We start from the raw sequence: 22,782 nt of genomic DNA on the forward strand, positions 1-22,782 counted from the left end.
TACTCATCCCTCGTCGCTGAGCTGCTGGCGCGCCACCGGCCGCAACTCGCCCGCACTGGTGGTGCCCTCGATCACCACGGCGGCCGACCGGCCCCGGTGGGTGAGCGTGGCCACCGCGTTGCCGAAGTACGGCCCGGCGAGCTTGCGCCACCGCACCGGCGGCCGGCGCACCCCGGCCGACCGGGCCAGCGCCCGGGTCGCCCCGGCCGGACCCGGGTTCCAGCCCAGCGTCATCAGCGGGCGCATCGCGGCCGGCACCTGGTTGTGGATCGGCGAGCAGGTGAGCTGGTGCACCGGCGTCCGCACGCCACGGTCGGCGAACCGGGCCCGGGCCACGTACGAGTGGTGCACGTCGCCGGAGAGCACGCTGATCGACGCCGGCCGCGGGTACGCCGGACCGGCACCCACCCGGGCGCCGGTGCGCGCCGCGGCGCCGCTGCCCAGCCGGGCGAACAGCTCGCCGAGCGCCTCGAACGAACGCCGGAACGCCGCCCAGTGCTCCAGGTCCCAGGCCCGGCGCATCTGCTCGGCCAGCCGCGCCACCCACTGCCGGTCGGAGTCGGCCAGGCGCTCGTTCCACGCCTCCACGTGGTGGATGCCCGGCGGCAGCAGCCACGGCAGCGAGGTGCCCACCACCAGGTGGTCGTAGGCGCCGTGCGCCTGGTCCAGGAACCACGACCACTCGCCCGGCGGCAGCATCGCCCGGCTGCCCGGCAGCAGCACCCGGCTGGAGCGGTTGTCCAGCATCACCAGGCGGGTGCGCCCCAGGTCCAGGGCGTAACTCCACTGGTACTGCACGGCCCGCCAGCGCTCGGTGTCGTGCGCCAGGTCGGCCTCGGTGTCCACCCGCGCGCCGAACTCGTGCAGCACGCTCGTGGCGTCCTCGGCGGCCACCACCTTCGCGTACACCGGGTCGGCGGCGATCTCGTCCGGGCTCAGGTTGCCCAGGTGCTGGTAGACCCAGTAGGAGGCGAGGCCGCTGCGGATCCGCTCGGCCCACCACGGCTGCTCCCGCATGTCCGCCCGCCAGGACTGCGAGGTGTTCCAGTCGTCGATGACCTCGTGGTCGTCGAAGATCATCACGCTCGGCACGGTGGAGAGCAGCCAGCGGATCTCCGGATCCCGCCAGGACTCCAGATACAGCTTCGTGTACTCGTCGAAGCTGACCACCTGCGTCGCCGGGGCGTCCTTCGGCCGCCGCCGACGCCGCTTGAGCAGCTTGCGCACGGTCGGTGAGGTCTCGTCCGCGTAGACCTGGTCACCGAGCAGCACCAGCAGGTCGGGCAGCGTGTTCTCCTCGGGCGCGGCCATCACCCGCCGGGCGTACGCGTCGAGCGCGTCCGGCGGCAGCTTGCGCGCGGTGGAGTGCTGGGTGGTCTCCCGGCAGGAGCCGAACACCAGGCGCACCGGCTGGTCGGCGTCGTCGGCCGCCCGGGTGCGGATCACGCTGGGCGGGAACGCGCTGTCCGGCAGTGGCCAGGCCGCCTCGTCGTCGATCAGCACCTGGTATTCGGTGGCGCTGTCCGGCGTGAGGCCGGTCACCACCACGATCGCGTAGTGGTGGTCGTACGCGGAGAAGGTGGGCGCGCTGCCGGTGGCGCCGTCGGCCGTGCGGACGGTGACCACGGCGGGCGCGCTGGTCTCCACCCAGACCGTCGCCCGCGTGTCGACGACCCGACGCAGCAGTGGGCCGATGAGCAGGCGGGAACCGGGCACGGCGTCTACCTCCGACAAGATCGTATGGGCGTTCCTACCCGGCCGGCGGTTGCGGTACGCCTTCCGATCGCGAGCGTACCCGCAGGTTGTTCGCGTGCCGAGGCGGTGAGTGGGACGCCGTCGCCGGCATCTGACAGGATTTCGGCATGAAGGAATACCTCCTCGTCGCTCTCGCCCTGCTCGGCGTGCTCATCATCGGCGGCCTGAGCCTCGTGGTGCCCCGGCTGCGCCGGCGCCCCGAGCCGCCGCTGCCGCGCACGGAGGTCGACACCCGCACCGAGGAGGACCTGGCCGGCCCGCCGGTGGAGGCGCCCGAGGCGGAACTGACCACCGGCGTGGTGGTCGAGGCGCCGCCGGTCGAGGCGCCCCCGATCGAGGTTCCCGAGCCCACCGCCGGCCGGCTGGTCCGGCTGCGCTCCCGGCTGTCCCGCTCGCAGAACGCGTTCGGCAAGGGCCTGCTCGGCCTGCTCAGCCGCGACCGGCTCGACGAGGACACCTGGGAGGAGATCGAGGACAGCCTGATCACCGCCGACGTCGGCGTGGACTCCACCCGGGAGATCGTCGACCGGCTGCGGGAGCGCACCCGGGTGCTCGGCACCCGCACCGGCGACGAGCTGCGCACGCTGCTCGCCACCGAACTGGTCAACGCGCTCGACCCCGGCCTGGACCGGTCGCTGCGGACCACCCCCACCGACGGCGTGCCGGCGGTGGTGCTGGTGGTCGGCGTGAACGGCGCCGGCAAGACCACCACCTGCGGCAAGATCGCCCGGGTGCTGGTCGCGGACGGCCGTACCGTGCTGCTCGGCGCGGCCGACACGTTCCGGGCCGCCGCCGCCGACCAGCTGGAGACCTGGGGCGGCCGGGTCGGCGCGGAGACGGTCCGCGGCCCGGAGGCCGCCGACCCGGCCAGCGTCGCGTTCGACGCGGTCCGGCGCGGCATCGAGACGGGCGTCGACACGGTGCTCATCGACACCGCCGGCCGGCTCCAGAACAAGATCGGCCTGATGGACGAGCTGGGCAAGGTCAAGCGGGTGGTGGAGAAACACGGCCCGATCGACGAGACGCTGCTGATCCTGGACGCCACCACCGGCCAGAACGGCCTGGAGCAGGCCCGGGTCTTCACCGAGGCGGTCAACGTCACCGGCGTGGTGCTGACCAAGCTCGACGGGACGGCCAAGGGCGGCATCGTGATCGCCGTGCAACGCAAGCTCGGCATCCCGGTCAAGCTGGTCGGGCTCGGCGAGGGCAAGGACGACCTGGCCCCGTTCGACCCGGCGCAGTTCGTCGACGCGCTGCTCGGCACCGAGCCGCTCGGCCGGGACGCGTAACCCCTGCCGTGAGCACCGACGATCGCGCCTACCCCGGGTGGCGCGACCCCCACCACCCCGCGCCGCGCCTCGGGAGACCGTACGTGACTTCGCAGGAGATCCCGCTGCACGGCGGGAACGTGAGCACCGTGGTCCGCGTGGGCGACACGGTCCGGCGCAACGCCGGCCCCTGGACCCCCTCGGTGCACGCGCTGCTGCGCCACCTGGAATACGTCGGCTTCACCGGCGCGCCGCGCGCGCTCGGCATGGACGAGCGCAACCGGGAGGTGCTGTCGTACCTGGAGGGGGAGTGCGGGGAGTACCCGCTGGCCCCGCACTGGGTGACCGACGAGGCGCTGGTCACGGTGGCCACCATGCTGCGGATGTTCCACGACGCCCAGTACGGTTTCACCCCGCCGCCCGGCGCGGTCTGGCGCTCGTTCGGCCCGCCCCCGCCGGACACCGAGGTCATCTGCCACCACGACGCCGCGCCGCACAACGTGATCTGGCGTCCCGACGGCACGCTCGGGCTGATCGACTTCGACCTCGCCTCGCCCGGCGCCCGCATCTACGACGTGGCGTACGCGGCCTGGACCTGGGTGCCGATCTTCGCCGACCGGGACTCCATCACGCTCGGCTGGAAGCGCCCCGACCGGCCACGCCGGCTGCGGCTGTTCGCCGACGCGTACGGGCTGATCCCCCGCGACCGGCACCGGCTCATCCGGACCATCCGCAAGCGCATCGTCGACCACGTCGAGGGCATCCGGCGGATGGCCGCCGCCGGTGAGCCGGCGTTCGTCCGGATCGTGCACAAGGGCCATCTCCGCCGCCCGATGCGGGACCTGCGCCTGCTCGACTACGAGCGGCACCACCTGGAGTACGCGCTGCGCTGAGCAAGATCGGCGTTCTTCACACGCCGGAAACAACCCGTCACGCGTCGGAAATCGAGCGGTGTCGGTACAGGAAACAGCGGCCGACCAAGCTTCCGCGCAACCGGCGTACGGGCGACGCTGCCCCGGAAGCCGCGAAGGAGGAAGTTCACCTTTAGGAGGCCAGCGTGCCTGAAGCACCGACGATCGACGGCGGCAACACCGTTTGGCTGCTGGTTTCGACCGCTCTCGTGCTGCTCATGACCCCCGGCCTGGCGCTGTTCTACGGCGGCCTCAACAGGTCCAAGGGCGTGCTCAACATGATGATGATGAGCTTCTCGGCCATCGGGCTCATCTCTGTTCTGTGGTGGTTCTACGGTTTCAGCGTCGCGTTCGGCAGCGACGTCAACGGGCTCTGGGGTGACCCGGGCGCCTACCTCGGCACCAAGACGTTCCTCGCCGAGACCGACCTCTGGGGCGCCACGGCGGAGAACCCCAGCGGCATCGGCATCCCGCTCTACGTGTTCATGGCGTTCCAGATGGTCTTCGCGGTGATCACCGTCGCGCTGATCAGCGGCGCCATCTCCGACCGGGCCAAGTTCTCCGGCTGGCTGCTCTTCGCGTTCGGCTGGGCCACCCTGGTCTACTTCCCGGTCGCGCACTGGGTGTGGGGCGGCGGCATCATCGGCGCCAAGCTGCACGCGCTGGACTTCGCCGGCGGCACCGCGGTGCACATCAACGCCGGTGCGGCGGCGCTCGGCGTGGCGCTGGTGCTCGGCAAGCGGGTCGGCTGGCCTCGCGAGGGCATGAAGCCGCACAACATCCCGCTCGTCGCGCTCGGCGCCGGTCTGCTCTGGTTCGGCTGGTTCGGCTTCAACGCCGGCTCCGAGCTGACCGTCGACTCGGTGGCCGGCCTGGCGTTCCTCAACACCCAGCTCGCCACCGCCGCGGCGGTGCTCGGCTGGCTGCTGATCGAGCGGATCAAGGACGGCCGTCCGACCATGGTCGGCGCGTCCTCCGGCGCGGTCGCCGGCCTGGTCGCGATCACCCCGGCCTGCGGTTTCATCGCCCCCTGGGCGGCGGTCCTGCTCGGGCTCGTCGCCGGTGCGGTCTGCGCGCTCGCCATCAGCCTGAAGTACAAGCTCGGCTACGACGACTCGCTCGACGTGGTCGGCGTGCACTTCGTCGGCGGCTGGATCGGCTCGCTCTGGCTCGGGTTCTTCGCCACCAACTCCGTCAACAGCGCGATCGGCGACGTGGTCGGCGCCTCCGACGGCCTGTTCTACGGCGGCGGCATCACCCAGCTCGGCCGGCAGGCGCTGGCCGGTCTGATCGTCACCGTCTGGTCGGGCGGGGTGGCCTGGCTGCTCGCCTTCGCCATTCAGAAGACGATCGGCTTCCGGGTGTCGGCCGAGGCCGAGGTCGACGGCATCGACGTCGCCGAGCACGCGGAGAGCGCGTACGACCTGTCGCCCACCACGGGCAGCAGCACCAGCGCGTTCGCCCTGGCCGGGATCGGTGGCGGCAAGCCGAGCCCGGAGCCCACCGACGAGGCGGACCCGTCCGCCGCGCCGGTCGGCGAGAAGGTCGCCGGTTAACGTTCCTGGGATGGAGGGATTGGACATGAAGCTGGTGACCGCGGTCATCAAGCCGTACCAGCTGGACGCGGTGAAGGAGGCCCTGCACGCCCTCGGCGTGGCCGGGCTGACCGTCAGCGAGGTCCAGGGCTACGGCCGGCAGAAGGGGCACACCGAGGTCTACCGGGGTGCGGAGTACACGGTCGAGTTCCTGCCCAAGATCCGGGTCGAGGTGCTCACCGACGAGATGGACGTCGACAAGATCGTGGACGCCATCGTCGGCGCCGCCCGGACCGGCAAGATCGGCGACGGCAAGGTCTGGGTGACCGGTGTCGAGGAGGTCGTCCGGGTGCGTACCGGCGAGCGCGGGCTCGACGCGCTCTGACCACGGAATCCGCCGACGTGACCTCGTTGACCACGGCCACCGCCCCGGGCGGGGACGGCGTACCCGTGGTCAACGAGGTCACCGGCCTGCCCGGGGGCGTCGGCGCGGCGGCCCGCGCCGCCCGCGCCGACGCGCTCGACGCCTGGCTGCGCCGGATCTTCCCGGCCCGGCCCGGCGTCGCGCTGGTCGCCGTGGGCGGGCTCGGCCGCCGCCAGTGCGCCCCCTACGGCGACCTCGACCTGGTGCTGCTGCACGCCGGGGTGCCCGGCGTCGACGAGCTGGCCGCCGCGCTCTGGTACCCCATCTGGGACGCCGGCCTGCGGCTCGACCACTCCGTACGCACCGTCGCCGAGGCGCTCTCGGTGGCCCAGGACGACGTCAAGGTCGCCCTCGGCCTGCTCGACGCGCGCCACGTGGCCGGCGACCCGGCCCTGACCGAGCAGCTCGCCCGCACCGCCACCGACCACTGGCGGCGCACCGCCATCCGGCAGCTCCCCGGGCTGCGCGAGATCACCGCCGCCCGCTGGGAGGCCCACGGCGAGCTGGCCTTCCTGCTCGAAGGCGACCTCAAGGAGGCCGCCGGTGGGCTGCGCGACGTCGGCATCCTGCGGGCCATCGCCACCGCCGGCGTCACCGACGCGCTCCGCCCCGCCGTGCACGCCGCGCACCGGCGGCTGCTGGACACCCGCGACGCCCTGCACCAGCAGGTCGGCCGCCGGGTCGACCGCCTGGTCGCGCAGGAACGCGACGGCGTGGCGAAGCTCCTCGGCGTCGACGGGGGCGACGCGCTGCTGCGCCTGACCGCCGGCGACGCGCGGACCGTCCGCCACGCCCTCGACGACGCCTGGCGGGCCGCCGACCGACTCCGTTCCGGCCGGCAGCGCGCCGCCTCGGGCCGGCCGGTGCGCCGCCCGGTCGCCCGGGACGTCGTCGAGCAGGACGGCGAACTGGTGCTCGCCCGGACCGCGATCGGGGCCCGCCCCGACCCCTGCCTGTCGCTGCGGGTGGCCGCCGCGGCGGCCACCACCCGGCTGCCCATCGCGCGCGCCACCTGCGAGTGGCTGGCCGCGTACTGCCCGCCGCTGCCCGCGCCCTGGCCGCCGGCCGCCCGCGCCGCGCTGATCACCCTGCTCGGCGCCGGCCCCGGCCTGGTGCCCGCCTGGGAGACCTGCGACCGGTACGGGCTGATCGACGGCTGGCTGCCCGAGTGGACCCGGATGCGCAGCCTGCCCCAGCACAACCCGGTGCACCGGTTCACGCTCGACCGGCACCTGGTGCAGACCGCGTACGAGGCCAGCCGGCACACCCGCGAGGTCGAGCGCCCCGACCTGCTGCTGCTCGGCGCGTTCCTGCACGACATCGGCAAGGGACTGCCTGGAGATCATTCGACGGTCGGGGCGCCGCTGGCCGAGGCGGTGGCCACCCGGATCGGGCTGCCCCCGGCCGAGGCGGCGCTGATCGGCACGCTGGTCCGGCTGCACCTGCTGCTGCCCGAGGTGGCCACCCGGCGGGACCTGTCCGACCCGAAGACCATCGCCGGGGTCGCCGGGCTGGTCGGCGACCCCGGCACGCTGGAACTGCTGCACGCGCTGGTCCGGGCGGACGCCGCCGCCACCGGCCCGGCCGCCTGGTCCGGCTGGAAGGGCCGGCTGATCGCCGACCTGGTCGCCCGGGTACGCACCACGCTGGACACCGGCGAGGTGCCCGCCCCGCCGGCCCCCGACCCGGCGCTGGTCGCCGGCCCGCTGCCGGTCGTACACCTGGGCGAGGACCGGGTGTCGGTGGCCGCGGCCGACCGGCGTGGGCTGCTCGCCACGGTGGCCGGGTGCCTGGCCCTGCACCGACTGGAAGTGATCTCCGCGGACGCCGCCACGGTGGACGGTCGCGCCCTGGTCGAGTGCCGGGTGCAGCCGCGCTACGGGCTCGCCCCCGACCCGATCGCGCTCAGCGCCGACCTGCGCCGGGCGGTGGCCGGCGACGTATCGGTCACCCAGCGGCTGCGCGGCCGGGCGCTCGCCGCCCGCAGCCGGGGTGCCGCGCCCCGCGTGGTCTGGCACCGGGAGGCGGCCACCGACGCGGTGCTGCTGGAGTTGCGCGCGGCGGACGCGGCCGGCCTGCTCTACCGGGTCACCTGTGCGCTCGACGAGGCCGGCGCCCAGGTGCGCGCCGCCCGGATCGCCACCCTCGGCGGCGACGTGGTGGACACGTTCTACCTGGTCGACACCGACCTACCGGACGAGCACCGAGCCGTCGTCGAGGCCGCCGTCCTCGCCGCCGTGTAAGGAGGGGCCCCCTATTAACGTTTTCGGTAGAGGCGGGGCCCCCGCTTAACACCTCGCGCTACGCCCACTGACGTACGCCGGGAGCCGCCGCCGGGCCGACGCGGCGCAGGGCCGCCGGCGGGACGCTCAACGGCATGAACCCGCCCGTGCAGACCGAAGCGCTCACCAAACGGTACGGCGGCCTGACCGCCGTGCGGCATCTCGACCTGACCGTCCGACCCGGCGAGGTGTACGGCTTCCTCGGCCCCAACGGCGCCGGCAAGACCACCACGCTGCGCATGCTGCTCGGCCTGGTCCGTCCCAGCGCCGGCACGGTGCGGCTGTTCGGCCGTACCCCCGGCGTCGGGCGGCTCAGCGGCGTCGGCGCGCTGATCGAGGGGCCGGCGTTCTACCCGTACCTGTCCGGCCGGGACAACCTGCGCGTGCTGGCCCGCTACGCCGGCGTCGGCGCGGACCGGGTCGCGGCGGTGCTCGACCAGGTCGACCTCGCCGACCGGGCCGGCGACCGGTACACCGGCTACTCGCTGGGCATGAAGCAGCGCCTCGGGGTGGCCGCCGCGCTGCTGAAGGACCCGCGCCTGCTGATCCTGGACGAGCCGACGAACGGTCTCGACCCGGCCGGCATGGCGGACATGCGGACGCTGATCCGGCGGCTCGGCGCGGCCGGACACACCGTGCTGGTCTCCAGTCACCTGCTCGGCGAGGTCGAGCAGATCTGCGACCGGGTGGGCGTGATCGCCCGGGGCGCGCTGGTCGCCGAGGGCAGCATCGACGAACTACGCGGCGCGGCCGGGCTGCGGGTGCTCGCCGACCCGCTGGACGCGGCGGCGGAGCGGGCCCGGGAACTCGTCGGCGCGGACCGGGTCCGCGTCGTCGACGGCGGGCTGGAACTGGCGGTCGAGCCGGCGCGGGCCGCCTGGCTGAACACCGCGCTTGTCGGTGCCGGGCTCGCCGTACGCGAGCTGCGGCCCCGGGAGCGGGACCTGGAGCAGATCTTCTTCGACCTGGTGGAACGGGGTACCGCCGATGTCGCGTAGTTTCCGTGCCGAGCTGGTCAAGCTGGTCCGGCGGCCGGCCGTCTGGTTGCTGCTGGCCATCACGCTGGCGTTGTCGCTGATCTTCACCTACCTCTTCCCGTACGCCGGGGTGGCCGGCGGCGCCGACGGCCCGAACACGGACCGGGCGCTGCCCGCCCTGCTCCCCGATCACCTGGTCGGCAACTCGCTCGGCGGCCTGCCGATCTTCCTCGGCGCGATCCTGCTGATCCTCGGCGTGCTCACGGTCGGCGGCGAGTACGGCTGGGGCACCTGGAAGACCGTGCTCACCCAGGGCCCGACCCGGCTCCAGGTGTACGCGGGCAAGCTGCTCGCGCTCGCGGTCGCCGCGCTGGGCGTGGTGCTGGCCGTGTTCGCGGTCGGCGCGGTGGCCGCCGCGCTGATCGCGTCCGCCGAGGCGCAGCCGGTGCGCTGGCCGTCGGCCGGTGATCTGGTGGTCGGCGTCGGCGCGGGGTGGCTCGTCGCGACGATGTGGGCCATGCTCGGTGCCGTGCTCGCGGTCGCGTTGCGTGCGGTGGCGCTCCCGGTCGGCTTGGGACTGGTGTGGATGCTCGCCGTGCAGAACCTGCTCGCCGCCATCGCCGCCCCGCTCGTCGACTGGGTGGCGACCGCCCAGCAGGGGCTGCCGGGCCCGAACGCCGGGGCGTTGGCCGCCGCGCTGGGCGCGCCCGGGGACACCCCGGGTGTCGCCGCCACCGTCGGCGGTGGACAGGCGGCGGTGGTGGTGGCCGCGTACCTGGTGGGCTTCGTGGCGGTCGGCGCGGCGCTGCTGCGCCGGCGGGACATCGGCTGAGCCGGGACGGGGGCAGACGTGGACCGCGAGCGTCGGGATCGGGCCCGGTGGCCGCTCGACGGCCTGCTCGCCCTGGCCCTGCTGGCGATCGGGCTGGCCGGCACCGCGCCCGCCGGGCTGAACCAGGGCGTGCACGCCGGCTCTGGCGCCTATCCGCTGGTCGTGGTGGCCGCGCTCGCCGTGGCGGGACGCCGTCGCTGGCCGTCGGCCACCCTGGCCGTGGTAACGGTCGCGGCCACGGCGTACCTGATGCTCGGCTACCCGTACGGACCGATTCTGCTGTCGTTCTTCGTCGCGGTCTACGCGGTCGCCGCGCACCGGCCGGTCCGGGACGCGGCGGTCATAGCCGCGGTGTCGCTGGCGGCGCTCATGGTCTACGTCTTCGTGGGCGTCGGCCCGCCCGGCCCGGCCGGGCTGATGCCGGTCGCGGCCTGGGTGGCGGTGCCGTTCGCGGTCGGCGTCACGGTGCGACTGAGCCGGGAGGGCGCGGCGCGGAGCCGGGCGGACGAGGCCCGCCGGCTGGCCGACGCGGAGCGGCTGCGGGTGGCCCGGGAGGTGCACGACGTGGTGGGCCACGGGCTCGCCGCGATCCACCTCCAGGCCGAGATCGCGTTGCATCTGCTGGCCCGCAGGCCCGAGCAGGCCGAGGCGGCGCTGACCGCGATCAGCCGGACCAGCCAGGAGGCGTTGGACGAGCTGCGGGTCACGCTCACCGTGGTCCGTCGCGAGGAGTCCGTCGACGAGCGCGCGCCGGCACCTGGGCTGGGCCAGCTCCCGCAGCTGCGGGACCGGCTGGCCGGCGCCGGCGTGCCGCTCACCGTCGAGGTGGCCGGCGTGCCGCGCGCGCTGCCGGCGGCGGTGGACCTGGCCGCGTACCGGGTGGTGCAGGAGGCGCTGACCAACGTGTTGCGGCACGCCGGGCCGGCCACCGCCGCGGTCCGTCTCGGGTACGCGCCGGGCCAGGTCACCGTGGAGGTCACCGACACCGGTCGGGGCCCCTCCGCCCGGCCCGCCCGGCCCACCGGCTCGGGTCTGGCCGGCATGCGCGAACGGGTCACCGCGCTCGGCGGTACGTTCAGCGCCGGGGCGGCCCCGGCCGGCGGGTTCCGGGTGCACGCCACGCTGCCCACGCGGGAGGTCACATGATCCGGGTGCTGCTCGCCGACGACCAGGACCTGGTCCGGATCGGACTGCGGGCCCTGGTGGAGAGCGAGGACGACCTGACGGTCGTGGGGGAGGCCGCCGACGGGCTCGCCGCCGTGACGGTGGCCCGCCGGGAACGCCCCGACGTGGTGCTGATGGACGTGCGGATGCCCGGCGTCGACGGCATCGAGGCCACCCGGCGCATCGTCGGCGACCCGACGCTGGCCGGCACCCGGGTGGTGGTGCTGACCACGTTCGAGCTGGACGAGTACGTCTTCGACGCGCTCCGGCACGGCGCCAGCGGCTTCCTCACCAAGGACACCCGCCCGGTCGACCTGCTGCGGGCGATCCGCCTGGTCGCCGACGGGGAGGCGCTGCTGTCCCCGTCGGTGACCCGGCGGGTGGTCCGGGAGTTCGCCACCCGGCCGGCCCGGGTGCCGCGTCCGCATCCCCGGCTCGGGTCGCTCACCGACCGGGAACGCGAGGTGGTGGGGCTGGTCGGGGAGGGGCTGAGCAACGCCGAGATCGCGGACCGGCTGGTGGTCAGCCCGGCCACGGCGCGTACCCACGTCAGCCGGGCGATGGTGAAGCTCGGCGCCCGCGACCGGGCGCAACTGGTGGTCTTCGCGTACCAGTCGGGCCTGGTCGTCTCCTGACCCGCGCGGACCCGGCCGGTGCGGTCGGGACCGGGCGGCGGACGGACCTCTGCGGGTCGGCGCCTGTCGAGCTGAGAGCAGGAACGACTCGGCGGCCCGGCCGGGTCGGAGCGGGGGTGTGGGCGGCGGGCTACCCTAACGGTGGGCTGGACAGCCGGCCCGGCCGCACTGTGCCCGCCGATGACGACAAACGGGATGTTCGCGTGTTTGACACCTTGAGTGACCGCCTGTCCGGGATCTTCACCAAGCTCCGCGGCAAGGGGCGGCTCACCGACGCCGACATCGACGCCACCGCACGCGAGATCCGGATGGCGCTGCTGGAGGCCGACGTCGCCCTGCCGGTGGTCAAGGGCTTCATCGCGAACGTCAAGGAGCGGGCCCGTGGGTCCGAGGTCTCCCAGGCGCTCAACCCGGCCCAGCAGATCGTCAAGATCGTCAACGAGGAGCTGATCAACGTCCTCGGCGGCGAGGGACGGCGGCTCCAGTTCGCCAAGAACCCGCCGACCGTGATCATGCTCGCCGGCCTCCAGGGCTCCGGCAAGACCACGCTCGCCGGCAAGCTGGCCCGCTGGCTCAAGGGCCAGGGCCACCAGCCGCTGCTGGTCGCCGCCGACCTCCAGCGCCCGAACGCCGTCGGGCAGCTCCAGGTGCTCGGCGGCCGGGCCGGCGTCGAGGTGTACGCCCCGGCGCCCGGCAACGGCGTCGGCGACCCGGTGCAGGTGGCCCGCGACTCGATCGAGCACGCCCGCCGCGCCGCCCGCGACATCGTCATCGTGGACACCGCCGGCCGGCTCGGCATCGACGCCGAGATGATGCGGCAGGCCGCGGACATCCGCGACGCGGTCCAGCCCGACGAGGTCATCTTCGTCATCGACGCCATGGTCGGCCAGGACGCGGTCCGCACCGCCGAGGCGTTCCGCGACGGCGTCGGCATCACCGGCGTGGTCCTCTCCAAGCTCGACGGTGACGCCCGCGGTGGTGCCGCGCTCTCCGTCCGGGAGGTCACCGGCCAGCCGATCCTGTTCGCCTCCACCGGCGAGAAGCTGGAGGACTTCGACGTCTTCCACCCCGACCGGATGGCCAGCCGGATCCTCGGCATGGGCGACGTCCTCACGCTGATCGAGCAGGCCGAGGCGGCCTTCGACTCCGATCAGAAGGAGAAGATGACCGCCAAGCTGATGGGCGGGGAGACCTTCACGCTGGAGGACTTCCTCGATCAGCTCATCGCGGTCCGGCGGATGGGTCCGATCGCCAACGTGCTGGCCATGATGCCCGGCATGGGCCAGATGAAGGACCAGATCGCCGAGCTGGACGACAAGCACTTCGACCGGGTCACCGCGATCATCCGGTCGATGACGCCGGGCGAGCGCACCAACCCGAAGATCATCAACGGTTCCCGCCGGGCCCGCATCGCAGGCGGTTCCGGCGTCACCGTGATGGACGTCAACCAGCTGCTCAACCGCTTCGCCGACGCGCAGAAGATGATGAAGCAGATGGGCGGCATGATGGGGCTGCCCGGCGGCGGCCGGCGCAAGGCGACCAAGTCGCCGAAGAACAAGCGCAAGGGCACCAAGGGCGGCGGCGGTCGGCCGCGTACCGGCGCCGGGATGCCGGGCGGCTTCCCCGGCGGCATGCCGCAGCTCCCGCCGGGCCTGGACCCGGGCGACCTGGCCGGTGGACAGGGCCTGCCGCCCGGCTTCAAGCTGCCGAAGATCGACTTCAACAAGCTCGGCAAGGGCGGGGACAAGGGCCCGCGCTGACGCGTGTCGGTGACGGTGGGCGACGCCATCATCTCCTAGGGTCATGTTGCCCCCTGGAAGGAGATGTCAATGACCGCGGCCCCGATCCTGCCGGAGCGGCACGAGTGGACGGTCGACGACCTGGGCGACCTGCCCAAGGACCTTCCGTACGAACTGATCAACGGAAGGTTGATCGTGCCGTCCCCCACTGCCGTACACCAGGAGCTGTGTGTCGAGCTGCTGCTCGCACTCCGCGTCAACTGCCCTCCCGAGTTCCTCGTCACCATCGACCTCTCGATGCAGGTCGACCGGCGCAACGAGCCGCGACCCGACGTGGTGGTCATCCGGCGCAAGCACGCCGGCCGGTCACCGGTGCCGGTCGAGGACGCGTTGCTCGCGGTGGAGGTGGTCCCGCCGACGTCGCACTTCCGCGACCTCTACGACAAGGCGAGGGTCTACGCCCGCGCCGGAGTCGGCTCCTACTGGGTGGTGGACCCGCAGCACGAGCGGATCGCGCTCACCGAGTACACGCTGGGTGGCGCTGCCCGCGAGTACGAGCAGTCGACCCACGCCGAGGACCTGTTCGTCACCGAGCGGCCCTGGAAGGTCTCGGTCGACCTGCCGGCGTTGACCGCACGACGCAACGGCCTGCTGGCCGGCGAGGACGACTGAGATCGGGTAGGACTGTGCGCATGGCTCTGCACGTGCGCGGTGTGTTCCTCCCCGACGACGAGGTCCGGGACGTCTGGCTGGTCGGCGACCGGGTCACCTTCGAACCGGTGCCGGGCGCCGAGACAGTGGCCGACGGCGGCTTCGTGCTTCCCGGCCTGACCGACGCGCACTGCCACCTCGGCATCGCCCGGGGCGGCGCGCCGATCACCGGGCTCGACCAGGCCCGCGAACTGGCCCGGATCGACCGGGACGCCGGCGTGCTGGCGATCCGCGACGCCGGCTCGCCGTACCCGTACCCGGAGTTGGAGGACGAGCCGGAACTGCCGCGCCTGGCCCGCGCCGGCCGGCACGTCGCGCCGCCGAAGCGGTACCTGCGCGACATCGGCGTGGAGGTCGACGCCGCCGAGGTGGCCGCGACCGTGACCGCGCAGGCCGCCGCCGGCAACGGCTGGGTGAAGCTGGTCGGTGACTGGATCGACCGGGGCGTGGGCGACCTGGCGCCGGCCTGGGACGCCGACACGATGACCGCGGCGGTCGCCGCCGCGCACGCCGCCGGGGTACGCGCCGCGGTGCACACGTTCTCCGAGTCGGCCGTGGAGATCATGGTGCGGGCCGGGGTGGACTCGGTGGAGCACGGCACCGGGCTGAGCCTCGACCTGATCGACCTGATGGCCCGGCAGGGCACCGCGCTGGTGCCCACGATGATCAACATTCGGACGTTCGGCCACATCGCGGAGCAGGCCCGAACCAAGTTCCCCGGGTACGCCGACCACATGCTCGCCCTGCGCGACCGCTTCCCCGACGTGGTCCGCGCCGCGCACGAGGCCGGCGTGCCGATCTACGTGGGCACCGACGCCGGCGGCGGCATCGACCACGGGCTCGCGGCCGAGGAGATGCTGCTGCTGCACGAGCAGGCCGGCATGCCCGCCGAGGACGTGCTGGCCGCCGCCTCCTGGCGGGCCCGGGAGTGGCTCGGCTTCCCCGGCCTGGTCGAGGGCGGCCTCGCCGACCTGGTGGTCTACGCCGCGGACCCGCGCCGCGACCTGCGGGTCGTCCGGACACCCAGCCGGATCGTGCTGCGCGGCCGCGTGATCCGCTGACGCCGCATCCGCCGGCGCGCCCGCCCGCGCGCCCGCCCGCCCCTCCGTCGGCGTGACTGCTGTTTCACGGAAAGAGTGCTTATTCCACGTCGAATGGCCACGCTTTCCGTGAATTAGGGCCCGGCGCGGGGGTGGGGGTGGGGTGGCGTGGCGCGGGGGTGGGTGGGGGTGGGGGTTGGGGTGGGGTGGGGTGGGTCAGCGCGGTGGGGCGGCGGCCAGGAAGAGGTGGACGGCCAGGTCGGCCAGCTTGCCGGCGGTCTCGTCGACCGGGGCCCGGGGCAGCACGATGTGGCTCACCACCAGGCGCACCACGCTGTCCGCCGCGAACGCCAGGGCCGCCGGGTCGGCGTCGGGCAGGTGGCACCCGGCCCACTCCAGCAGCGCCGCGGTCGACTCGGTGAGCACCAGCTCGGAGCGGGTGGTCAGGTAGGGCAGCAGCTCGTCCGAGCCGCCCCGGGCACTGGTCAGGATCGCCTTGACCAGCGGGTTGTCGGCGGCGGCGGCGAGCGTGCGGCGGATCGCCGCGTACGCGGCCGCGCGCACGTCGGCGCCGTGCTCGCCGAGCGCGGCCCGGACGTCGCCGACGAAGCGGTCCACCTCGCGTCGGGCCAGCGCCTCGGCCAGGCCGGCCTTGGTGCCGAACTCGTTGTAGACCGTCTGCCGGCTGACGCCGGCGGCGCGCGCGACCGCGCCCATCCGTACGCCGTCCCAGCCGCAGGCCACGGTCTGCGCCCGGGCGGCCTCCACGATCGCGTCCCGTGCCTCACCCATCGCCGTCGAAGTCTACGGGTCGTCGGGGCGACACGGCGCGGGCCGGCTCCCCGGCGCAGCGGCGGCCCACGCGGCGCATAGGATGTGCGGTCATGGCACGCGTGCTCACTCCCCGTGCGGAGGACTTTCCCCGCTGGTACCAGGACCTGATCGCCAAGGCGAAGCTGGCCGACAACGGCCCGGTTCGGGGCACCATGGTCATCCGACCGGCCGGCTACGCCATCTGGGAGCGGATGCAGGCCGAGATGGACGCCCGGATCAAGGCGGCCGGCGCGGAGAACGCGTACTTCCCGCTGTTCATCCCGGAGAGCTACCTCAAGCGCGAGGCCGAGCACGTCGAGGGCTTCTCGCCGGAGCTGGCGGTGGTCACCCACGGCGGCGGCAAGCAGCTCGCCGAGCCGGTGGTGGTGCGCCCCACCAGCGAGACGGTCATCGGCGAGTTCATGGCCAAGTGGATCGACTCGTACCGGGACCTGCCGCTGCTGCTCAACCAGTGGGCGAACGTGGTCCGGTGGGAGCTGCGCCCGCGGATCTTCCTGCGCACCAGCGAGTTCCTCTGGCAGGAGGGGCACACCGCGCACGCCACGCGGGAGGACGCCCGCGCCTACGCGCGGCGGATCCTGCACGAGGCGTACGAGGATCTGATGGTCAACGTGCTGGGCATCCCGGTGGTGGTCGGCCTGAAGACCGCCCGGGAGCGCTTCGCCGGGGCCACCGCCACGTACACGTGCGAGGGCATGATGGGCGACGGTAAGGCGCTCCAGCTCGGCACCAGCCACGAGCTGGGGCAGAACTTCGCCAAGGCGTTCGACATCAGCTACTCGTCGGCCGAGGGCGGCCGGGAGCACGCCTGGACGACCTCCTGGGGCACCTCGACCCGGATGCTCGGCGGGCTGATCATGGCGCACGGCGACGACAACGGGCTGCGGGTGCCGCCGAAGCTGGCGCCGGTCCAGGCGTACGTGATGGTCGTCAAGGACGGCGAGGGCGTGAGCGAGGCCGCGACCAAGCTGCGCGACGCGCTGCGCGACGCCGGTGTCCGGGTGGCGCTGGACGACCGCACCGACACCGCGTTCGGCCGCCGTGCCGTCGACGCCGAGCTGCGCGGTTACCCGGTCCGCGTCGAGGTCGGCCCGCGCGACCTGGCCGTCGGCAACGCGGTGGTGGTCCGGCGTACCGACGGCTCGAAGGCTCCCACGCCGGTGGCCGACGTGGTCGGCGCGGTGCTGGCCGCGCTGGAGGCCGACCAGCGGGCGCTGCACGACCAGGCGCTGGAGTTCCGCAGGTCCCGCACCGTCGAGGTGTCGACGCTGGCCGAGGCGATCGAGGCGTCCGCCACCGGTTGGGCCATGGTGCCCTGGTCGGCGGTGGGCGTGCCCGGTGAGGCCGAGGCGAACGCGCAGGGCGTCACCGTCCGCTGCCTGCTCCGCGCCGACGGCTCGGTGCCGGACAACGAGGACGAGCCCGACCTGGTCGCCATCCTCGCCCGCGCCTACTGAGGGTGTAAGGACGGGCCCCCTGTTAACGCCTCCGGTAGAGGAGGGGGCCCCTGTCAACCACTCGGGGAGGGTGAGCGTGCGATTCGCGCCAGGGCGGCTGGTCCTGCACCGCAACGTGCGGCACGGGCGGATCGGGTGGGTCCGGACGGCCCGCGTCGTCTCCGACGACGAGCGCGGGCTGCTGCTCTGGGTGCCCCGCGACGCGCCGGTGGCGCACGAGGTGACCGCGGCCGGGTCGGGCATGCGCGCGGTGCCGTTCGCCGAGTGGATCGTCTCCTCGTACGCCCTGGCGGTCGGCACCTGGAACGGGCCGTCGGTGCTCAAGTTCCTGCCCGCCGGCGCCGCCCACTCGGTGTGGTGGTTCTCCGACGAGCGGGGCCGGTTCAAGAACTGGTACGTGAACCTGGAGGAGCCCGGCGTCCGCTGGGACGACGGCGCGGTGGCCGGGGTCGACATGGTGGACCAGGACCTCGACGTGGTGATCCACCCGGATCTGACCTGGGAGTGGAAGGACGAGGACGAGTTCGCTGAGCGGCTCGCCTTCCCGGAGCACTACTGGGTGACCGACGAGAAGGCGGTGCGCGCCGAGGGGGAACGGGTGATCCGGATCGCCGAGTCGGGCGCGTTCCCGTTCGACGGGACGTGGTGCGACTTCACGCCGCCCGCAGAGTGGGACGTTCCGGACGAGCTGCCGCCCGGTTGGGACCGCCCACCGGCGCGCTGAAAGGTGTCCTTCGTCACGGACCGGCCGGTCCGGGGCGCGCGGTCCGGGTCCGGTGCGAGCGTTCCGGGTCGGATCTGGCAGAATGGTCCGCTGGTATCCGGCACGCGTCCGGCGCCCTCTAACCCGGGCGCGTCGCCAGTTCACCGAGCAGTCTCCGGCCCAAACCCCACTGTGCCGGTCGGCGCTCACCCGCCACACCGCCCAGACGGGCCGGTGAGATCGCAACAGGAGCGAAACAACTGTGGCCGTAAAGATCCGGCTCCTGCGGATGGGCAAGATCCGCAACCCGCAGTACCGCATCGTCGTCGCCGACTCGCGCACCAAGCGTGACGGTCGCGCGATCGAGTTCGTCGGTGTGTACCAGCCGAAGGAGGACCCTTCGGTGATCGAGGTCCGGTCGGAGCGGGTCCAGTACTGGCTGTCCGTCGGCGCTCAGCCGAGCGAGGCCGTGCAGCGTCTGCTGGAGCTGACCGGTGACTGGCAGAAGTTCAAGGGCCTGCCGGCCCCGCCGCCGCTGAAGGTCGCCCCGGAGCGGGCCGACCGCAAGGCGGCGTACGAGGCCGAGGCGAAGGCTGCCGCCGGTGTGGCGGACACCCCGGCCAAGCCGGCCAAGAAGGCCGCCAAGACGGAGGCCGCGAAGCCCGAGGCCGAGGCGCCGAAGGCGGAGGAGCCGAAGGCCGAGGCGCAGACCGGCGCCGAGTCCGGCGAGCAGGCCTGACATGGCGCTGCGTCCCGCCCTGGAGCACCTGGTCAAGGGGATCGTCGACCACCCGGACGACGTCCGGGTGCGGATGGTCGATTCCCGTCGGGGCAAGCGGCTCGAGGTCCGCGTGCACCCGGAGGATCTCGGCACGGTGATCGGGCGGTCCGGACGGACCGCCAAGGCGCTGCGCCAGGTGATCGGCTCCATCGGCGGACGTGGAGTACGCGTCGACATCGTCGACTCGTACTGATGCTTCTCGTCGTCGGCCGGATCGGCAAACCGCACGGCATCCGTGGTGAGGTCACCGTGGAGGTGCGGACCGATGAGCCCGAAGCACGCTTCGCCCCCGGTTCGGTGCTGGTCACCGAGCCGGGGGTGGTGCCGGCCGAGCCCGGCGCCTGGCGGGTGCCGCCGACGCTGACCGTGGAGTCGGCGCGCTGGCACCAGGGTCGCCTGCTGGTCGTGTTCGCCGGCGTGGTGGGTCGCGACGTCGCCGAGGCGTTGCGCAACACGCTTGTCGGCGTGGACAGCGCCGACGTCGCCGAGCCGGACGACCCGGAGGAGTTCCACGACCACCAGTTGGTCGGGCTCGCCGTGGTCACCCGGGACGGGGAGCGGCTCGGCGAGGTGGACCGCGTCGACCATGCCCCCGCCTCCGACCTGTTGGTGGTGCGGCGTCCGGCGGGGAGTCCCGTGCTCGTTCCGTTCGTCAAGGCGATCGTGCCCGAGGTGGATCTCGCCGGCGGTCGCGTCGTCGTCGACCTGCCCGGCGGTTTGCTCGACCTCTAGCTGGAGCCACCGCATGCGCGTCGACATCGTGTCGATCTTCCCGGAGTACTTCGCCCCGCTGGACCTCTCGTTGATCGGCAAGGCCCGGGCGAACGGGCTGCTGCGGCTGGCCGTACACGATCTGCGGACCTGGACCCACGACGTGCACCGCACGGTGGACGACACGCCCTACGGCGGCGGTCCCGGCATGGTGATGCGGCCGGAGCCGTGGGGTGAGGCGCTGGACGCGCTGGCCCCCGACGAGCTGAGCCCGGACGGCCACACGCTGCCCCGGCTGCTCGTCCCGTCGCCGGCCGGCGTCCCGTTCACCCAGGCGATGGCGCACGAGCTGGCCACCGAGTCGCACCTGCTCTTCGCCTGTGGGCGGTACGAGGGCATCGACCAACGGGTGCTCGACCACGCGGCGACCCGGATGCCGGTGACCGAGGTCTCGCTCGGCGACTACGTGCTGTTCGGCGGCGAGGTCGCCGTGCTGGTCATCCTGGAGGCGGTCACCCGGCTGCTGCCGGGGGTGCTCGGCAACGCCGGCTCGCTGGACGAGGAGTCGCACGCGCACGGGTTGCTGGAGGCGCCGCTCTTCACGAAGCCGGCGACCTGGCGTGACCTCGACGTGCCCGAGGTGCTTAGGTCCGGCGACCATGCCCGGATCGCGCGCTGGCGGCGCGACGAGGCGCTGCGGCGTACCGCGGCCCGTCGCCCCGACCTGGTCGGCGCGCTGCCCCCGGAGAGCCTGGACCAGCGGGATCGGGCGGTGCTGGACCGGGGTGGGTTTCAGTCCCCGCCGGGGCATGTGGCAAAGTAGAGGGGTTGCCGCATCCGTTCACGCCGTGGGCGGCTGCGAGGACCCTCGACCGGGGCCGGCATCGCCGGTCACCACCCGGGGGTCAGAATCACCCGTTCGCGCATCGACTGACGATGCGCCGTGAGCCTCACGAGGACGCAGCGATGAACATCCTGGACGCCCTTGACGCCCAGTCGAAGCGCGCCGACCTGCCCGACTTCCGTGCCGGTGACACCGTCAAGGTGCACGCGCGGGTCGTCGAGGGCAGCCGGTCCCGGGTCCAGATCTTCCAGGGCGTGGTCATCCGTCGCCAGGGCGACGGCCTGCGCGAGACCTTCTCGGTCCGCAAGATCAGCTTCGGTGTCGGCGTGGAGCGGACCTACCCGCTGAACAGCCCGGGCATCGACCGGATCGAGATCGTGACCCGCGGTGACGTGCGGCGCGCCAAGCTCTACTACCTGCGCGAGCTGCGCGGCAAGAAGGCCAAGATCAAGGAGCTGCGGGAGAAGCAGCCGGCGAACTGATCCACTTCCGCCACGCCGTCCAAGCTGCGCGGATGTCGTATCGACCGGATCGCATTACCCTGGTCGGTACGGGCGCAGCCGGACGGCGCGAAGCGGTCCACTGCCGCCCGTGGGGTCTTCGAGGAGACTCCCGGGCGGTAGTGTCGTTTTCGCGGCGATCCGGAGAGTGGCATGGTGCAGATGCTTGACGAGGACGGCACCGTTGACCCCTGGCGCCGGCGGTCCCGCCGTTCCCGACGGCAGATGCCCCTCTGGCAGGAGTTGCCGCTGCTGCTCGTCGTGGCGTTCTGCCTCGCGGTGCTGATCCGCACGTTCCTGCTCCAGGCCTTCTTCATCCCGTCCGGGTCGATGGAGAACACGCTGCTCATCGGCGACCGGGTGCTGGTCAACAAGGTCGTCTACGACATGCGCGACCCGGTCCGCGGCGAGGTCGTGGTGTTCCGGGGCACCGACCGCTGGGTCGCCCAGGAGGCGCCGGCCCCGCCGACCAACCTCGCCGGCAAGGTCGGCCGCACGCTCGGCGACCTGGTCGGGGTCAGCCGCCCCGGCGAGAAGGACTTCATCAAGCGCGTCATCGGGGTGCCCGGCGACAAGGTCTGGTGCTGTGACGACGGCCGCGTCGTGGTCAACGGCACGCCGCTGGAGGAGCAGGCGTACGTCTCCGAGGACTCCCCGGTCGACCTGCCGCCCAACCCGAAGGAGTGCCGCTCCCGGCAGTTCACCGAGGTGGTGGTGCCGCCGGGGCAGATCTTCGTGATGGGCGACCACCGGCTGGTGTCGCAGGACGCCCGCTGCCAGGGGCCGGTGCCGATCGACAACGTGGTCGGCCGGGCCTTCATGATCGTCTGGCCGTCCGAGCGGTGGACCAGCCTGCCCGTACCCAAGACGTTCGCGGACCTGCCCCGCGCGGACGCCGCGCCGGCCCGCCCGGTCCCGGTCGATCCCGACCCGCTGGGGGGTGTCGTCCTGATTCTTCCCGTCGCGGCCACGCTGGCCGTTCTCCCGGGTTCGGGGCGACTGCGCCGCACCGGTGGACGTAGGCTCCTCCCGTGATTGACGAGCAGACCGAAAAGCCGCGCAGCTCCTTCTGGAAGGAACTGCCCATCCTCCTGGGTGTGGCGATCCTGGTCGCAGTGCTGGTTCGTGCCTTCGTGCTGCAGACCTTCTTCATCCCGTCCCCGTCCATGGAGAACACCCTCGCGATCGACGATCGGGTGCTGGTCAACAAGCTGGTCTACGACTTCCGCTCGCCGCACCGCGGTGAGGTGATCGTCTTCAAGGCACCCACCGAGTGGAGCGGCAACCCCGACGGTGAGGACTTCATCAAGCGGGTGATCGGCGTCGGGGGCGACCACGTGGTCTGCTGCGACCGCACCGGTGGCCAGGAGCGGCTGGTCATCAACGGCAAACCGATCGACGAGCCGTTCGTCTTCCCCGGCAACAAGCCCGCCGACCAGGACTTCGACATCACCGTGCCGAAGGGGCGGCTGTGGGTGATGGGCGACCACCGGGAGGCCTCCGGCGACTCGCTGGAGCACTGGCAGCAGTCCGGTGAGGACATCACCGAGGCCACCATCCCGGAGGGCGAGGTCGTCGGCCGGGCCTTCACCATCTTCTGGCCGGTCGGCCGGGCCACCTGGCTCACCGTGCCCAAGCAGTTCGACGGCATCCCCAATCCCTGACCGGAGCGCGTGGTC

23 protein-coding genes are annotated in these 22,782 nt (G+C 73.2%); 21 read left to right on the forward strand and 2 right to left on the reverse strand.

Annotated features, from left to right (window positions below):
- Nucleotides 1-3: 3 nt before the first annotated feature.
- On the reverse strand, nt 4-1,716 hold the full coding sequence (locus tag OG767_RS08055; RefSeq protein WP_405092840.1) for an alkaline phosphatase D family protein: 1,713 nt from the start codon (nt 1,714-1,716) through the stop codon (nt 4-6).
- Between the two features lie 146 nt (nt 1,717-1,862).
- Between OG767_RS08055 and ftsY the strand changes: the two genes are divergently transcribed.
- From ftsY to OG767_RS08115, 12 genes are all read left to right on the forward strand, one after another.
- The gene (gene ftsY / locus OG767_RS08060; RefSeq protein WP_405092841.1) at nt 1,863-3,044 is read left to right on the forward strand and encodes a signal recognition particle-docking protein FtsY; all 1,182 of its coding nucleotides are present in this window, start codon (nt 1,863-1,865) and stop codon (nt 3,042-3,044) included.
- Between the two features lie 8 nt (nt 3,045-3,052).
- Entirely contained in the window at nt 3,053-3,916 is an 864-nt protein-coding gene (locus tag OG767_RS08065; protein ID WP_199199603.1) for an aminoglycoside phosphotransferase family protein, read from the forward strand.
- 164 nt (nt 3,917-4,080) lie between these two features.
- Nucleotides 4,081-5,490 carry an ammonium transporter gene (locus OG767_RS08070; RefSeq protein WP_405092842.1) on the forward strand — a complete coding sequence of 470 codons (1,410 nt, stop codon included), beginning with the start codon at nt 4,081-4,083 and terminating at the stop codon, nt 5,488-5,490.
- 25 nt (nt 5,491-5,515) lie between these two features.
- Nucleotides 5,516-5,854 carry a P-II family nitrogen regulator gene (locus OG767_RS08075; protein ID WP_013284578.1) on the forward strand — a complete coding sequence of 113 codons (339 nt, stop codon included), beginning with the start codon at nt 5,516-5,518 and terminating at the stop codon, nt 5,852-5,854.
- A gap of 17 nt (nt 5,855-5,871) precedes the next feature.
- Nucleotides 5,872-8,136, forward strand: coding sequence for a [protein-PII] uridylyltransferase (locus tag OG767_RS08080; protein WP_405092843.1), 2,265 nt, complete (start codon nt 5,872-5,874; stop codon nt 8,134-8,136).
- Nucleotides 8,137-8,270: 134 nt separating this feature from the next.
- A complete protein-coding gene (locus tag OG767_RS08085; RefSeq protein WP_405092844.1) occupies nt 8,271-9,173 on the forward strand; it encodes an ABC transporter ATP-binding protein in 903 nt (300 codons plus the stop codon).
- Complete coding sequence (locus OG767_RS08090) at nt 9,163-9,984, forward strand: ABC transporter permease (RefSeq protein ID WP_405092845.1); 822 nt, start codon at nt 9,163-9,165, stop codon at nt 9,982-9,984. The genes OG767_RS08085 and OG767_RS08090 overlap by 11 nt, the downstream gene beginning before the upstream one ends.
- An 18-nt stretch (nt 9,985-10,002) precedes the next feature.
- Nucleotides 10,003-11,130, forward strand: coding sequence for a sensor histidine kinase (locus OG767_RS08095; protein WP_405092846.1), 1,128 nt, complete (start codon nt 10,003-10,005; stop codon nt 11,128-11,130).
- Nucleotides 11,127-11,783 carry a response regulator transcription factor gene (locus tag OG767_RS08100; RefSeq protein WP_107156095.1) on the forward strand — a complete coding sequence of 219 codons (657 nt, stop codon included), beginning with the start codon at nt 11,127-11,129 and terminating at the stop codon, nt 11,781-11,783. The genes OG767_RS08095 and OG767_RS08100 overlap by 4 nt, the downstream gene beginning before the upstream one ends.
- A 203-nt stretch (nt 11,784-11,986) precedes the next feature.
- A complete protein-coding gene (gene ffh, locus OG767_RS08105; protein WP_405092847.1) occupies nt 11,987-13,543 on the forward strand; it encodes a signal recognition particle protein in 1,557 nt (518 codons plus the stop codon).
- Between the two features lie 69 nt (nt 13,544-13,612).
- The gene (locus OG767_RS08110) at nt 13,613-14,194 is read left to right on the forward strand and encodes a Uma2 family endonuclease (protein WP_405092848.1); all 582 of its coding nucleotides are present in this window, start codon (nt 13,613-13,615) and stop codon (nt 14,192-14,194) included.
- Nucleotides 14,195-14,214: 20 nt separating this feature from the next.
- Nucleotides 14,215-15,294, forward strand: coding sequence for an amidohydrolase family protein (locus OG767_RS08115; protein ID WP_405092849.1), 1,080 nt, complete (start codon nt 14,215-14,217; stop codon nt 15,292-15,294).
- A 195-nt stretch (nt 15,295-15,489) separates the two neighbouring features.
- Here the strand turns inward: OG767_RS08115 and OG767_RS08120 are convergent, their stop codons facing one another.
- Entirely contained in the window at nt 15,490-16,065 is a 576-nt protein-coding gene (locus tag OG767_RS08120; RefSeq protein WP_405092850.1) for a TetR family transcriptional regulator, read from the reverse strand.
- A 92-nt stretch (nt 16,066-16,157) separates the two neighbouring features.
- On the opposite strand from OG767_RS08120, the gene proS reads away from it, so the two are divergent.
- The 9 genes from proS to lepB (OG767_RS08165) all read left to right on the forward strand — a co-directional run bounded on the left by proS (nt 16,158) and on the right by lepB (OG767_RS08165) (nt 22,767).
- Nucleotides 16,158-17,564, forward strand: a complete 1,407-nt coding sequence (gene proS, locus OG767_RS08125; protein WP_405092851.1) for a proline--tRNA ligase — start codon at nt 16,158-16,160, stop codon at nt 17,562-17,564.
- Between the two features lie 76 nt (nt 17,565-17,640).
- Nucleotides 17,641-18,288 carry a DUF402 domain-containing protein gene (locus OG767_RS08130; RefSeq protein ID WP_405092852.1) on the forward strand — a complete coding sequence of 216 codons (648 nt, stop codon included), beginning with the start codon at nt 17,641-17,643 and terminating at the stop codon, nt 18,286-18,288.
- Between the two features lie 241 nt (nt 18,289-18,529).
- Nucleotides 18,530-19,006 carry a 30S ribosomal protein S16 gene (rpsP, locus tag OG767_RS08135; RefSeq protein WP_107155951.1) on the forward strand — a complete coding sequence of 159 codons (477 nt, stop codon included), beginning with the start codon at nt 18,530-18,532 and terminating at the stop codon, nt 19,004-19,006.
- Between the two features lies 1 nt (nt 19,007).
- The gene (locus tag OG767_RS08140) at nt 19,008-19,241 is read left to right on the forward strand and encodes an RNA-binding protein (protein WP_013732101.1); all 234 of its coding nucleotides are present in this window, start codon (nt 19,008-19,010) and stop codon (nt 19,239-19,241) included.
- Nucleotides 19,241-19,780, forward strand: coding sequence for a ribosome maturation factor RimM (gene rimM / locus OG767_RS08145; protein ID WP_405092853.1), 540 nt, complete (start codon nt 19,241-19,243; stop codon nt 19,778-19,780). Before OG767_RS08140 ends, rimM begins: the two co-directional genes overlap by 1 nt.
- 13 nt (nt 19,781-19,793) lie before the next feature.
- Nucleotides 19,794-20,582 (forward strand): tRNA (guanosine(37)-N1)-methyltransferase TrmD, encoded by a 789-nt coding sequence (gene trmD, locus OG767_RS08150; protein WP_405092854.1) that lies wholly within the window; start codon nt 19,794-19,796, stop codon nt 20,580-20,582.
- Between the two features lie 143 nt (nt 20,583-20,725).
- Nucleotides 20,726-21,085, forward strand: a complete 360-nt coding sequence (rplS, locus tag OG767_RS08155) for a 50S ribosomal protein L19 (protein WP_091064199.1) — start codon at nt 20,726-20,728, stop codon at nt 21,083-21,085.
- 171 nt (nt 21,086-21,256) lie between these two features.
- Nucleotides 21,257-22,138 (forward strand): signal peptidase I, encoded by an 882-nt coding sequence (gene lepB, locus OG767_RS08160; protein WP_405092855.1) that lies wholly within the window; start codon nt 21,257-21,259, stop codon nt 22,136-22,138.
- Nucleotides 22,135-22,767: a signal peptidase I gene (gene lepB, locus OG767_RS08165; protein WP_405092856.1), complete on the forward strand. Its 633-nt coding sequence runs from the start codon at nt 22,135-22,137 to the stop codon at nt 22,765-22,767. The genes lepB (OG767_RS08160) and lepB (OG767_RS08165) overlap by 4 nt, the downstream gene beginning before the upstream one ends.
- Nucleotides 22,768-22,782 lie beyond the last annotated feature (15 nt).

The organism is Micromonospora sp. NBC_01392, from assembly GCF_045040125.1.
Lineage (GTDB): Bacteria > Actinomycetota > Actinomycetes > Mycobacteriales > Micromonosporaceae > Micromonospora.

What these genes read in the sequence shown, in the direction of transcription:
- OG767_RS08090 (WP_405092845.1), top strand. Translation starts at nt 9,163, where the DNA reads ATGTCGCGTAGTTTCCGTGCCGAGCTGGTCAAGCTGGTCCGGCGGCCG.
- proS (WP_405092851.1), top strand. Translation starts at nt 16,158, where the DNA reads ATGGCACGCGTGCTCACTCCCCGTGCGGAGGACTTTCCCCGCTGGTAC.
- lepB (WP_405092855.1), top strand. Translation starts at nt 21,257, where the DNA reads ATGGTGCAGATGCTTGACGAGGACGGCACCGTTGACCCCTGGCGCCGG.
- OG767_RS08085 (WP_405092844.1), top strand. Translation starts at nt 8,271, where the DNA reads ATGAACCCGCCCGTGCAGACCGAAGCGCTCACCAAACGGTACGGCGGC.
- ftsY (WP_405092841.1), top strand. Translation starts at nt 1,863, where the DNA reads ATGAAGGAATACCTCCTCGTCGCTCTCGCCCTGCTCGGCGTGCTCATC.
- OG767_RS08110 (WP_405092848.1), top strand. Translation starts at nt 13,613, where the DNA reads ATGACCGCGGCCCCGATCCTGCCGGAGCGGCACGAGTGGACGGTCGAC.
- OG767_RS08115 (WP_405092849.1), top strand. Translation starts at nt 14,215, where the DNA reads ATGGCTCTGCACGTGCGCGGTGTGTTCCTCCCCGACGACGAGGTCCGG.
- rplS (WP_091064199.1), top strand. Translation starts at nt 20,726, where the DNA reads ATGAACATCCTGGACGCCCTTGACGCCCAGTCGAAGCGCGCCGACCTG.
- rimM (WP_405092853.1), top strand. Translation starts at nt 19,241, where the DNA reads ATGCTTCTCGTCGTCGGCCGGATCGGCAAACCGCACGGCATCCGTGGT.
- OG767_RS08140 (WP_013732101.1), top strand. Translation starts at nt 19,008, where the DNA reads ATGGCGCTGCGTCCCGCCCTGGAGCACCTGGTCAAGGGGATCGTCGAC.
- OG767_RS08075 (WP_013284578.1), top strand. Translation starts at nt 5,516, where the DNA reads ATGAAGCTGGTGACCGCGGTCATCAAGCCGTACCAGCTGGACGCGGTG.
- OG767_RS08120 (WP_405092850.1), bottom strand. Translation starts at nt 16,065, where the DNA reads ATGGGTGAGGCACGGGACGCGATCGTGGAGGCCGCCCGGGCGCAGACC.
- OG767_RS08100 (WP_107156095.1), top strand. Translation starts at nt 11,127, where the DNA reads ATGATCCGGGTGCTGCTCGCCGACGACCAGGACCTGGTCCGGATCGGA.
- trmD (WP_405092854.1), top strand. Translation starts at nt 19,794, where the DNA reads ATGCGCGTCGACATCGTGTCGATCTTCCCGGAGTACTTCGCCCCGCTG.